Below are 11,654 nucleotides of genomic sequence, written 5' to 3'. Positions count from 1 at the left end.
TCTGTGGTAAAAAAGCATTTTGCCTCAGTGTTTTGTAAGCGATTGCAGATTAACGTAGAGGGAGGTCGATGAGGCCAAATTGGAGAAAAGAGGTGTTTGGATTCATGATTTCAACACGGAAGAAGGTTTATGGTGTACTAGGTTTAACAGCAGCGCTGACCCTGAGTTTTGCAGCGCCCACGTATGCGGCAAGCACGGTGACGGTGTACAAAGACACCACGTACCAAACGATTTGGGGCTTTGGCGCAGCGGCCAATCACCCGGTCAATGAGCTGAAAACCGGATATAACGCGACGGTGCAGGGGCAAATTCTGGACACCTTGTTCCGCACGGACAATTCAAATGCAGGCTTATCCATCGTACGGCTCGAGGTCAATCCGTATACGTCGGCGCAGGACAGTGTCCAGACGACGTTCATGCCGTCCGACGGTGTGCTGGACTGGAACACGGATTTACATCAGCGTTGGTTCGCGCAAGAGGCGAAAAACCGCGGCACGAACCAGTTCTATGCCGTGCCCTGGAGCCCGCCGGGCTGGATGAAGGATAACGGCTCGCCGAACAACGGCGGTCATCTCAAGTCCACGCATTACGACAAGTTTGCCGATTACTTGAAGACTTACGTGAACTATTACCGCAACACACTCGGCTTCAACATCAAATGGCTCAGCGTGCAAAACGAGCCCGATCTGTCCACGCCGTACGCGTCGGCGCAGTATACGATCAGCGAAATGAACACCGTGGCGGCGAAGGTGGCCGACAGCATTCACAGCCTGAACCAGGGTGTGATGGTTGGCGGGCCGGAAGGTTCGAACCGCTCCGCTTCGAACAATTACATTATCAACCTTAGCACGGCGACGCGGGATAAGCTCGATTTTCTGAGCGTTCACGATTACAGCACATACACGGACGTCAGCACTTACGGCAAGCCGCTCATGAGCACGGAGGTCAGCGACTTCCAGAACCCCAATGATCCTACTATCACCGACGGGTTAAAATGGGGCAATATGATCGCTTCGGACCTCAAGCGCGGCGAAAAAGGCTGGTTGTACTGGTGGGCCGTCAATCCGGCTTCCTCGACAACCGGCGAGGGGCTGATCAATTTGCTGGGCAACAATACGTATTCCGTGAACAAGCGCCTGTATGTCATGGGGCAGTTCAGCCGCTACCTGCGGCCGGATGATACGCGCATCCTGGCATCGTCCAGCGACAGCAATATCGTCTCCGTTGCCGGCAAAAATGCCACAGGCCGCGCAGCTGTCGTGCTGATCAACAACAGCTCGTCCTCGATTACGACGACGATCAGCGGACTCACCTTTGCAAACGTGTCAGGCAGACGGACCAGCGCGACAGAGAATCTGGCGAAGCTGTCTGATATTGCCGTTTCCGGCGGCGCGATTACGGTAACATTGCCCGGGAAATCAGTGACGAGCTATACCGAGTATTAAGCAGCTTCCAGCCCCCAAATCCGAATGAAACTTGGAATTGCTCTCCGGCGTACAGATAGGTATCAATTCATTCTAACGTTGGAGGTAGGCATATGGATATTGGCGTAGCACCAAACAGCCCTGTTCCGAAAGCGAAAAGTCCCGTTGGCCGCATAATCACTTGGAGTCTGATCGGGCTCCTGCTCCTCATCGCGGCGATCAACAGCGTGGCGACCGTGCAGTTCGGCCACGTCGGCCTGTACAAAACGCTTGGCAAACTCAGCGACAATACGCTCGCACCCGGCATTCATTTTAAGATCCCGTTTGTGCAGAAAATTATTCAAGTCAACGTGCAGGTGACCAAAGCGGAAGCGGATACCTCGGCTTCTTCCAAAGACCTGCAGCCGGTTTCCACGCATGTGGCGCTCAACTATTCCGTCAACAAGGAATCCGCCTATAACTTGATGAACAACATTGGGGGCGGGTTCGACACGGTCATTGTGGCACCGGCGATTCAGGAGATCGTTAAGGAAGTAACGGCAAAGTATGCAGCCGAAGACTTGATTGCAAAACGCGACGTCGTTGCGAATGAGATTCACGACCTGCTGACGAAGCGCATGGCGAAGTACGATTTGATCGTCAATGACATCAACATTGTTAATTTCAAGTTCTCGGACGCGTTCAACCAGTCGATTGAAGCGAAGCAGGTCGCGCAGCAGCAAGCGCTCAAAGCGGAGAACGACCTGAAGCGTATACAGATCGAAGCGCAGCAGACGGTCGCGCAGGCACAGGCCGAAGCGGAATCGCTCAAATTGAAGAAGCAGGAAGTGACGCCGGATCTGATTGCCCTGAAGCAAATCGAAGTGCAGCAACAGGCAATTCAAAAATGGGACGGCAAGCTCCCGTCCGTCACCGGCGGGGCGACGCCTTTTATCGACGTGAGCAACCTGTCCTCGAAGTAAATCCTTGGTACGCACGTGATGGCGTAAATTCTGACTTAATCTAGCTTCCTCCCTATGGTAAAATAAGAGAGTTAATTCATGGAAAGAATGGGGGAGTTCGATTGAGTACGGAGCAAACACCGCTTGATTTGCTGTTTCAAGGAGATTCCATCACCGATGCGAACCGCGTGCGCGAGGATTTGGTAAATCTGGGTAGAGGCTATCCAAACCTTATTGGTTCGAAGTTAAGCTATGAACTGGCTGAGCAAAAGCTGCAAATTCAAAATCGCGGCATCAGCGGCAACCGGGTATCGGATTTATATGCACGCTGGAACGAGGACGCGATCTATTTGCAGCCGAAGCGTCTGAGCATTCTGATCGGCGTCAACGACGCTTGGCGCATTATGGATAAACTGCCGACCGGCGCGGCGGACCGTTTTGAAAGCTCGTATCGCCATCTGCTTGCGATTACGAAGGAGTATTTGCCGCAATCAGGCCTCATTCTATGCGAGCCGTTTGTGCTTAACGTCGGCGTGCCGGCGAACAACTGGGACGGCTGGAAAGCGCAAGTCGGCAAGTACCAGGAGGTCACTCGCGGCCTCGCCAAGGAATACGGCGCGGTGTTCGTGCCGCTGCAGCAGCGTTTCGATGAGGCTTGCACGCGTGCAGAAGCCGCATTCTGGGCGCGCGACGGCGTGCACCCGACGGCAGCCGGTCACCAGCTCATCGCGAACGCATGGCTGGATGCCGTTCAAAACAGCCCGCTGGCGATCAAGTAAGCGGAACAATGAAAAAGCCCTCTCGCTGACCCTATGGTCAACGGGAGGGCTTTTTTGCGCGGTTTTGCTTACACTGCGCCGTCTGCCCGAAACAACAGCTCGCACAGCTGCCGATAATGCTCTTTCATGCGTGCCTTCGAGTAGTTTTTCTCGTTCTTAATATGAAAATAGCCAGCCGGGGAGATCGAGCAGATGAGCGTGTGTGCCGCCAGCTCCGGCTCCGGGTGCTTCTGCTGCGCTGCTTTCGGGCCGATGCATTCCAGAATCAGCTCGGACATGCGGTCGCGGAACATGCGATACATGGGCGAGAGGAAAAAGTTGCCGCGGCCGTCCTCGCAATCCAGCGCCATTTTCGAAGCCATCGCGACGATGAGATCGGCTTTTTCCTCAATGGCATCGATCCAGATTTCCAGGATGCCGTTCAGACGCTCCAGCGGCGGCTCCTGCCGGCGATTGTCCAGATACGTCGCAACCCGCTCCACTAAGTGATTCCCGTACTGCTGCAAAATATCGAAGCACAAATCACCTTTGTGGGCATATCTGCGGTACAGCGTCGCTTGTCCGACGCCCGCCGTTTTGGCGATTTGGTGCATGCTGACAGATTGTACGCCGTGCTCTTGAAACAGCTGATTGGCGGTTTGCAGAATGAGCTGGCGATTCTCCATGGCGTCCTTGCGTTCATGACGAATGGACATGCGGTTCCACCTCGGAATTGTTAAATTTACTGTGTTCGTATTGACAAAGAATTCAAAGTCCGTTAGCATCAAAAGGTGTAAACGGACAATTGTCCGTTTATGGCAAGCTGCTGCGGCAGTTTATGAATACTGCTATTGTACCGTGCGCGTACCGTATGGTCAACGATAGACAAGAGAGATACGTAGAAAAGGATGGAGGGATCCCATGTCTTCACAAGCAACAAACGCTTCCGCGAAGGAAGCGCCGTTTTCCATGCGCAGCATTTTGGCGCCGCTCGTCGCCATTGTTGTCGGCATTTTCATGGTTATTTTGGATGGCACGGCGGTTAACGTCGCGCTGCCGAAGCTGCAAGAAGAATTCCACCTGCTGAATCTGTCGCTCGTGCAGTGGACCGTTATCGGCTACGCGTTGGCGCAAGCTGCAGTCATCCCGCTGGCCGGCTGGCTGTCGGATCGCTTCGGCGCGAAGAAAATTTTTCTGATTTCCGTAGCGCTGTTCACGATCGGTTCTGGGCTGTGCGCACTGGCGAATTCCGTGGAAATGCTCATTACGTTCCGCGTCATTCAAGGCCTTGGCGGAGGTGTGGTTGTGCCGATTGCGATGGCATTCATTTATCGCTTATCTCCGCCGGATAAAGTCGGCGCGGTGATGGGCATGATGGGGATTCCGATTTTGCTCGGTCCCGCGCTGGGTCCAGTCATTGCCGGATGGATGGTGGAGTATCACTCCTGGCAGTGGATTTTCTTGATTAACCTGCCGATCGGCGTCATCGGCATCTTACTCGGCATTCGTACCTTGCCGAATATTCAGCGTCAAAACGTCGCTTCGCTCGATTTGCTCGGCATGCTGCTCGGGCCGATCGCTTTCGCCGCGCTGGTTTACGGCGTTTCCAACGGCGGCATCGATCCGGTAACCGGCAAATCGACGTGGACGGATGCGGATACGCTCATCGGTTCCGGCATCGGTCTCGTTGCCCTCATTTTGTTCGTCATCGTTGAGCTGAGACGCGATAACCCGCTTCTTGAGCTGCGCGTGTTCCGTTCAGGCAATTTCACGAAAGGCATTATCGTGCAGTGGATCTCGCAAATCGCGATGTTCGGCACAATGTTTCTTGTGCCGCTGTTCCTTCAGCAGGCGCATGGCTACAGCCCGCTCAAAACAGGGCTTATCATGCTGCCGCAGGCGCTGGCATCCGGCCTATTCATGCCGATCGGCGGCAAGCTGTCCGACCGCTTCGGCGCGCGTCCGCTCGTCATCGCCGGCATGGTGCTGACGACGATCTCCGCGCTGCTGCTCTCGAACATTTCCGGCGAGTCCGGCGTCGGCACGGTCATGCTGCCGCTCGCGCTGCTCGGCGCGGGTATGGGGCTGTTCATGATGCCGCTGAACAATCATTTGATCCAATCAGCGCCTCAGAACTTGGTCGGCCGCGTAACATCTTTGACGAACGCTGCGCAGCAGGTGATGATGTCGTTCGCGATCGCGATTTTGATGACCATTTTCACCACGAAAATGAAGGATCTTATGATCGAAGCCAAAGCACAAAAGCCGGATGTCGGCTTGTATGCTTCCGCATTCGGTCACACGTTCTTGATTTTGCTGGGCATCGCCATCGTCGGCGGCCTGCTGGGGCTTTTGCTGCAGAAGCCTAAGAAGGTCGAAGGCGAAGCGGCTTCCATCGAAATGCCGATCATCGTCGGCCATTAATCCGCTTCATACAGACGCTTTCCGGCCCGTGCTACAACGGGAGGAAGGCGTCTTTTTTTCGCTCTTTATTGAACCGGATTTGACACAAAGTCGTCCCATTTTCGGTATCTTTTTTGGCAAGCGATTGGTAAAATATGAATACATTCATGACTGCAAAGGAGTATCTGATGAGCATACTGAAAATAGAGCAGCCCAAGCTGCCGGCGGACATGCCGCCGCTAGTTCTGAAGGAAGAGAGAATGGAACCGGAGGACAGCTTCCATACCGGTATCATCAGTCAATGTGACATCGACAACCAGCGGGCATACAAAGTCGCGTTCGATAAAATTATTTTCCGCAACGTCACCTTCTCGCGCATTTCAATGAAAGAGATTGAGTTGACCGACGTCATTTTTGAAAAATGCGACTTATCCAATGTGGATTTCGGCACGGCGACGATTCATCGGACAGAGTTCCGCGATTGCAAAATCATGGGGATGAATTTGTCCGACGCGACGATCCGCAATACCGGCTTTTACAACTGCTTGGGCGATTACCTCACGCTGCGGATGGCAAATTTGAAGCAAGTGCTGTTCCACCAGTGCTCGCTGATCGGGGCCGATTTCTATGAAGCGACCGTCCAAAAAATTGCGCTTGAAGATTGCAAGCTGGATCAGGCACAGCTTAGCGGCGTCAAGCTGGAAGGCATTGATCTCAGCACGAACTCGTTTGCCCGATTGGGTGTGAATGTGGAGAACTTGCGCGGCTGCATCATTTCAAGGGAGCAAGCAGCGGTTTTTGCAAATTTGATCGGACTGCAGCTCAAAGATTAACAGCACGGTGAAAGGAAGATCACACTTTGAAATTTGGATTTGACATTGATGACACGCTCATCGATTTAAGGAAGCACGCCTTTCATATTTATAATGATAAGCTGCAGATGAACGTTGGCCTAGATATCTTCGAAGCTTTGGATACGATGGAAATCCATCAGGCATTTGGACTTACGAAGGAAGAAGGCGGCAAGTTGTGGCACAGTCTGCGGGACGAAATTTACTTCTCCGGCTGCTCGCCGTTTCCCCATGCCCGTGAGGTGTTGCAACAACTTGTGGCGCAAGGACATGAGGTTTATTATATAACAGCCAGAGATCGAGAGCATTCCGAGCGGACGAAGATGTGGATGATTGAGAACGGTTTTCCAGTCGCAGAAGGGCATTTTTACTGCGGCATGAGCGATTCGGAGAAAGTGCATATCATTGCAAATCTGGGACTGGATTATTATGTTGACGATAAACCGAAGGTACTGGAGACGCTGCTGCATTTGCCGACGAAAGTTTGTGTAAAAGACCGCTCCTACAATCAGCACGTGAACCTGCCAAGAATTACCTCGTGGCAAGAGTTGCCCGAGCTGGCCGGTCTTGCCACATAGCTTACCACTTAATGTGGTCTCCGGGCCGCAGAGATGCTGGTTCCAATGCCGCCCTCTTCGCTAAAACCTCGTTAGCGGGGGGGCGGTCTATCTGTATATCCCCCATTTGCGACTCTTTTGTTCACTATCCCCTTAACTCAGTAAGGTTTTGACCGCCGCTATGCGTCGGTGACACTGCGCGCCCAAGGCGAACACGGAATTTGTTATGTTCTCCTAACGTCTCTTTTACTATCTATCCCCGTTGCTCAGGAGAACTAAGCTTGGGCTTTGTGCTTCTGCTGAACAAGTTACGTACACTTGCTGTAATGAGTCAGAGAGCCAAGCGACTTGTGAAGCGTAACAAAAAACGCTTGTACACCTGCATGCAAGCAACTTTCTATAACGCTTGAATCACGGTATTCCAATGATTTTTATGGCTAAGGGTGTGCGAAGTGGCGGAAAGACAGACAGACAGACAGACAGACAGACAGACAGACAGACAGACAGACAGACAGACAGACAGACAGACAGAGGTCGATCTTTGGGAACAAATACGACTTAGAAGAAAAAGAAAGCATGGGGATGCTAGCCATGTTGCGATACGCAAATTTGAAGCAAGTGGTCGAAGATGGCAATATTTTTTAGAGATAGGTTGAGTTTGTACGTGAATTCGTCCAAATATTTTTGCAGGTGGCGCGGCCCTATGCCGTGGAAGGTTGTTTTTAGCCAGTTGCTGGCTTGTGTAACGAATTGAAGAAGCGGGCGTTGCTTGCGAGGCGTGTAGAAGCCGGTCACAGCTTGGCATGATGTAACACTAGCATCTAGATGGCTTTCCTGGAAGGATAGTAAATCGGTACGAGTAATTTCTTTGTATCGAGATCGAGGTGCAGCTATATGTTTTATTTTTACATGTTCCCATTCATGATTTGAATTCAGCGTCGAACCGACTAAAACAAGATGCTCGGAAGGCTGCTTGTACGAGCTTGATTTTGGCGATTTGCCGTAAATGCCGGCGTTTATTTGAACGGTGCCTTTCAACGGTTCTTTCTGATCTGCGAGGTGGATGGATGTGCGGATTTTATGAAGCATGAGCCAAGCAGTTTTGTAGGTAACCTGAATACGTTTGGCAAGTTCGACGGCGGTTGTGCCGATATGTGATCTAGCAGTTAAATAAATCGCCAGCAGCCATTTTTTGAGTGAAGTCCTGCTGTTCTCCATGATAGTTCCGGCAATTAGCGAGGTTTGGTGTTGGCATCGGCTGCACTCATATAGTGGAACCCGCCGAGAATTGATCACATATGCATGCCGAAACTGACAGCGGGGGCAACTGAAGCCGTGAGGCCATTTTGATTGATAGATGAAAGTTACGCATGCTTCTTCTGTCGCAAACTGGCTGTTGAATTGTTCCAAAGTAAGGTTGGACAAACGCATAGTGAGACCTCCCTTTTATCATAAATGGGATATTTTCTAAATCTCATTATACCGAACATATGATCTTATTTCAATTGAAATATGGTAATTAAGATATCATTTTAGCAAAAAATTACTGAGTGAAAGGGATAGCATTGAAATGATCATAGTCGGAGAGAGGTATTGGTTGAAGACGAGAGGCAGGGGAGACTGAGCGAAAGGGATAGCATTAAAAGGAGCGTTGCCGGAAAGAGGTATTGGTTGAAGACCAGTGGCAGGGGAGACTGAGTGAATGGGATAGCATCGAAAAGAGCGGAGTCGGAGAGAGGTATTAGTTGTAGGCCAGAGGCAGGGGGACTGAGTGAAAGGGATAGCCTTAAAAGGAACGTTGTTGGAGAAGGGCATTGGTCGAGGGCTGGAGCCAAGCGAGATGGTTTTCTGAGCGAAAGGGTGAGCGCTGAACGGATCGAAATCGAAGGGAGGTAGATTGGTCGAACACAATGGGCTTGCCAAGCTTAAAGTTGTGACAAATGCATGCATAAAGGCATAGCCTTGAATCCTGTCCGCATAAGGTAGTACTAACGAAATCGGCATGTTCTGGCATGAAGAATGTCGACTCGGGCTTAGGGGGAGGGACAGACAGGATGCTGCTGCAAAGGCGACGATGGCGAAGCAGGCCCACAGGGAAGACAAACCGCAAGAAGATTATTTGGATCAGTTTGTTGATTGTTGTGTTGTTTTGTATTCAGTTTTTTATTTATATCGAGAAAAATTTAAGGCCGCCGCTCATGAGTTTAGCTAAGGTTCGAATTAAGCAAATTGCCACACAGGCGATTAATAGCGCGATTGCCAATCATGTAGCAGGAGGGGCGAATGCCGAGCAACTGATTGATTGGAAGATGGACAAAAACGGGAAAATCACCGGCTTTATGTTGAATTATAATGAGCATATGCGCATTACTTCAGAAGCGATTAACACGGTGCAAGGGGAGCTTGCGGATTTGAAGAGCATTTCGGAACACGTTCCGATCGGGCAGGCGATGAATAGTGCGATTTTGGCCTCTTTTGGCCCGGATATTCCCGTTCGGCTGCTTCCTGTAGGGAGTGTCAAGGTGGATCTGAATACTCGCACGCAAAATGTAGGGATTAATATGGTGATGTTTGAAGTGTACGTACATATCATTGCTGAGGTGTCGGTCATCATTCCTTTTGATTCGGAAACGGAGATTGTGGAAACGGAAATTCCGATTTCCTATTCTCTTGTAGTAGGGGATGTGCCGACGTACTATTACGATAATAAAGGGAACCCGGTTGGCAGCAACAAGGACGCGAGTCCACCGGTCATTTCACTGCCGAGTGTACCGGGGACCGGCTCAACAAGCGGAAATACCGGCCCGGCAAATTCGGCAGCGCCTGGAACAGGAACAGGCCAAAAATAATGAAAAAGGACCTTGCTTCTCCACTAGCTTTTTGGGGAAGGAGGTCCTGCTTTGTTTTATTTTTTTCTGCGCTGCTGATCTTCGCGTTCCCACCTTCGGAGTGACGGGTAGGGGTCGAAGCTCCATTCTTTGTTGCCGTTATCCCGATATAGACCAAAATGCAAATGAGGCGGAAACTTGCCTGAAGTGCCAGGCTTGCCATAGCCTGAACTTCCTACCCATCCAAGGACTTGGCCAGGTTTGACAATGTCGTTTGGTTGGATGCCTTTTTGAAATCCAGAAAGATGCGCGTAGTAGTGATAAATGTTGTTGAGGTCTCGAATACCGATTCGCCAACCCCCGTAAGGGTTCCATCCCTTTTCCTCCACGATGCCGTAGCAGGTGCTCCGGACCGGAACACCGTATCCGGCAAAAAGATCCGTTCCCTCATGAATGCGGTGACCTCCCCAGCCGCGGCTGTCTCCCCAGGTGCTGCGGTAGGAATAGTCCGCGGTGACGGGGAGAGGGAATGCATGCTCATTCACGTCCATTGTTCCCAGCTTTTCGTAAATGGCTGCAAACTGATTGATTCGTAATACGCTTCGCGGATTCTGATAATAGTTCGTAAGGTTGGTTTGCAGATTTTCTTGGTTTACTCCGTTTTTGCCTAAAATTTCGCTCATTGCCGCCAGGACGTCGAGGTCGTTGGACTTATCGGCGATTTGATCGCCCGATCCGTCCCGTCCGTAGCCGTGAAAGAAAGCGATGCTGCGCGGATTCGTATCCAGTTGGTTCGGATTTAGCATGCCGCTCCAAGCGGCTTCGCTAAAATAAATGTTGGCCAAAGTGAGCTGGACAGACCTTTTTTTCACCGTGTTCATCGTTTTCTCGTACTGATCCACTGCTGCGAGGAATGACCACGGGATTCCTGTTACTAAGCTTATTTTATCGAAAAGTTCTTTCCGCTCTGCTGCGACGGTCTTTGGATCTTTTGTTTTGTTGTTGGTGCCTGTTTGCGTGCTTGAAGCGGATGGGGACGGAGCAGCAACCTGTGATGCAACTCGATCAGAGAACGCCGGCGGCGTGACTGCGGATAGCAGGAGGCTTAGGGTGAGAACTTTTGTCCAGCGTGAGGTACTATGCATCACGATCATCCTTCCTGTCTTGTTAGTTATTAGGATGTGCGTATCGGCGAAAGCTTATCCTTGGAGTTTGTTCGAAGAGACGTTTTTGACGCAAATTCGTCGGACAAACGCATTGATCTTTCGTTGTTCCCCAATATTTGTTATGATGCGAATAAGAGGTGGCTAAGGTGAGCTTTAATCATAGAGATGAGCATGTGGATGATCGTATGCTGTTGGTTCAAGCCAATCTGGACGATATGAATCCGGAGTGGATTTCGTTCCTGATGGATAAGCTGTTTGACGCGGGGGCGAACGATGTCTACGTCGTGCCGATTATTATGAAAAAAGGCCGGCCAGGCATTATGCTGAACGTGCTCATAGATGAGGACCGATTATCGGCAATGGAGGACATTATTTTTAGCGAGTCGACAACGCTGGGGCTCCGCTATTTGCATGCTTCTTGCCATCGGTTAGCGCGGGAGTTCGAGCATGTGGAGACGAAATGGGGGGAGCTTACGGTGAAGGTGGGGTATCATGCCGGCAAGCTTGTGCAATTCGCTCCTGAGTTCAAGGAATGCGAGCAGGTGGCGAAGCAATATGGTGTTCCATTAAAGCAAGTGTATGAGGAAGTCAGGCTTCAATTTGTGAAGCGGCACATATAGACAACGCGCTTTCCACTTAGGGGAAGGCGCGTTTTTTTGCGCTTAACAGTGCATCGATACTCCAGATTCCAAGAATTGTTATATAAAACTACAAGTTTTGATTCTA

Annotated in this window: 11 protein-coding genes; 8 read left to right on the top strand and 3 right to left on the bottom strand. The window is 51.0% G+C overall.

Translation table 11 applies throughout. The features are described 5' to 3' along the window. The first annotated feature begins 104 nt into the window (after window positions 1-104). The 3 genes from EJQ19_RS15425 (at window position 105) to EJQ19_RS15415 (ending at window position 3,144) form a co-directional block, all read left to right on the top strand. Window positions 105-1,445 carry a glycoside hydrolase gene (locus EJQ19_RS15425; protein WP_126142123.1) on the top strand — a complete coding sequence of 447 codons (1,341 nt, stop codon included), beginning with the start codon at window positions 105-107 and terminating at the stop codon, window positions 1,443-1,445. 92 nt (window positions 1,446-1,537) lie between these two features. Next, window positions 1,538-2,386, top strand: a complete 849-nt coding sequence (locus EJQ19_RS15420; RefSeq protein ID WP_126142122.1) for a prohibitin family protein — start codon at window positions 1,538-1,540, stop codon at window positions 2,384-2,386. 101 nt (window positions 2,387-2,487) lie between these two features. Further along, a complete protein-coding gene (locus EJQ19_RS15415) occupies window positions 2,488-3,144 on the top strand; it encodes an SGNH/GDSL hydrolase family protein (RefSeq protein ID WP_126142121.1) in 657 nt (218 codons plus the stop codon). A 68-nt stretch (window positions 3,145-3,212) separates the two neighbouring features. Here the strand turns inward: EJQ19_RS15415 and EJQ19_RS15410 are convergent, their stop codons facing one another. Further along, window positions 3,213-3,839 carry a TetR/AcrR family transcriptional regulator gene (locus EJQ19_RS15410; protein ID WP_164716565.1) on the bottom strand — a complete coding sequence of 209 codons (627 nt, stop codon included), beginning with the start codon at window positions 3,837-3,839 and terminating at the stop codon, window positions 3,213-3,215. Window positions 3,840-4,044: 205 nt separating this feature from the next. On the opposite strand from EJQ19_RS15410, the gene EJQ19_RS15405 reads away from it, so the two are divergent. The 3 genes from EJQ19_RS15405 to EJQ19_RS15395 all read left to right on the top strand — a co-directional run bounded on the left by EJQ19_RS15405 (window position 4,045) and on the right by EJQ19_RS15395 (window position 6,955). Further along, on the top strand, window positions 4,045-5,547 hold the full coding sequence (locus tag EJQ19_RS15405; RefSeq protein ID WP_126142119.1) for a DHA2 family efflux MFS transporter permease subunit: 1,503 nt from the start codon (window positions 4,045-4,047) through the stop codon (window positions 5,545-5,547). Between the two features lie 167 nt (window positions 5,548-5,714). Further along, window positions 5,715-6,359 carry a pentapeptide repeat-containing protein gene (locus EJQ19_RS15400; protein WP_241242924.1) on the top strand — a complete coding sequence of 215 codons (645 nt, stop codon included), beginning with the start codon at window positions 5,715-5,717 and terminating at the stop codon, window positions 6,357-6,359. Window positions 6,360-6,385: 26 nt separating this feature from the next. Continuing rightward, complete coding sequence (locus EJQ19_RS15395) at window positions 6,386-6,955, top strand: 5' nucleotidase, NT5C type (RefSeq protein ID WP_126142117.1); 570 nt, start codon at window positions 6,386-6,388, stop codon at window positions 6,953-6,955. A 564-nt stretch (window positions 6,956-7,519) separates the two neighbouring features. Here EJQ19_RS15395 and EJQ19_RS15385 read toward each other — a convergent pair. Next, window positions 7,520-8,365 carry a transposase gene (locus EJQ19_RS15385; RefSeq protein ID WP_126142115.1) on the bottom strand — a complete coding sequence of 282 codons (846 nt, stop codon included), beginning with the start codon at window positions 8,363-8,365 and terminating at the stop codon, window positions 7,520-7,522. Between the two features lie 623 nt (window positions 8,366-8,988). On the opposite strand from EJQ19_RS15385, the gene yunB reads away from it, so the two are divergent. Further along, window positions 8,989-9,783, top strand: coding sequence for a sporulation protein YunB (gene yunB / locus EJQ19_RS15380; RefSeq protein ID WP_241242923.1), 795 nt, complete (start codon window positions 8,989-8,991; stop codon window positions 9,781-9,783). Window positions 9,784-9,839: 56 nt separating this feature from the next. Here yunB and EJQ19_RS15375 read toward each other — a convergent pair whose 3' ends face one another. Further along, window positions 9,840-10,916, bottom strand: a complete 1,077-nt coding sequence (locus EJQ19_RS15375) for a M23 family metallopeptidase (protein WP_126142114.1) — start codon at window positions 10,914-10,916, stop codon at window positions 9,840-9,842. 158 nt (window positions 10,917-11,074) lie between these two features. Here EJQ19_RS15375 and larC2 point away from each other — a divergent pair, with 158 nt between their 5' ends. Continuing rightward, window positions 11,075-11,548 (top strand): nickel pincer cofactor biosynthesis protein LarC2, encoded by a 474-nt coding sequence (gene larC2 / locus EJQ19_RS15370; RefSeq protein ID WP_126142113.1) that lies wholly within the window; start codon window positions 11,075-11,077, stop codon window positions 11,546-11,548. The last annotated feature ends 106 nt before the right edge of the window (window positions 11,549-11,654 follow it).

This window comes from Paenibacillus whitsoniae (assembly GCF_003955665.1).
In the GTDB taxonomy this organism is placed as follows: domain Bacteria; phylum Bacillota; class Bacilli; order Paenibacillales; family NBRC-103111; genus Paenibacillus_E; species Paenibacillus_E whitsoniae.
The sequence above is the reverse complement of the archived record's forward strand: the minus strand, read 5'-3'. Positions and strand labels throughout refer to the sequence as shown.

What these genes read in the sequence shown, in the direction of transcription:
- EJQ19_RS15400 (WP_241242924.1), top strand. Translation starts at nt 5,715, where the DNA reads ATGAGCATACTGAAAATAGAGCAGCCCAAGCTGCCGGCGGACATGCCG.
- EJQ19_RS15385 (WP_126142115.1), bottom strand. Translation starts at nt 8,365, where the DNA reads ATGCGTTTGTCCAACCTTACTTTGGAACAATTCAACAGCCAGTTTGCG.
- EJQ19_RS15375 (WP_126142114.1), bottom strand. Translation starts at nt 10,916, where the DNA reads ATGATCGTGATGCATAGTACCTCACGCTGGACAAAAGTTCTCACCCTA.
- yunB (WP_241242923.1), top strand. Translation starts at nt 8,989, where the DNA reads ATGCTGCTGCAAAGGCGACGATGGCGAAGCAGGCCCACAGGGAAGACA.
- EJQ19_RS15405 (WP_126142119.1), top strand. Translation starts at nt 4,045, where the DNA reads ATGTCTTCACAAGCAACAAACGCTTCCGCGAAGGAAGCGCCGTTTTCC.
- EJQ19_RS15420 (WP_126142122.1), top strand. Translation starts at nt 1,538, where the DNA reads ATGGATATTGGCGTAGCACCAAACAGCCCTGTTCCGAAAGCGAAAAGT.
- EJQ19_RS15410 (WP_164716565.1), bottom strand. Translation starts at nt 3,839, where the DNA reads ATGTCCATTCGTCATGAACGCAAGGACGCCATGGAGAATCGCCAGCTC.
- EJQ19_RS15425 (WP_126142123.1), top strand. Translation starts at nt 105, where the DNA reads ATGATTTCAACACGGAAGAAGGTTTATGGTGTACTAGGTTTAACAGCA.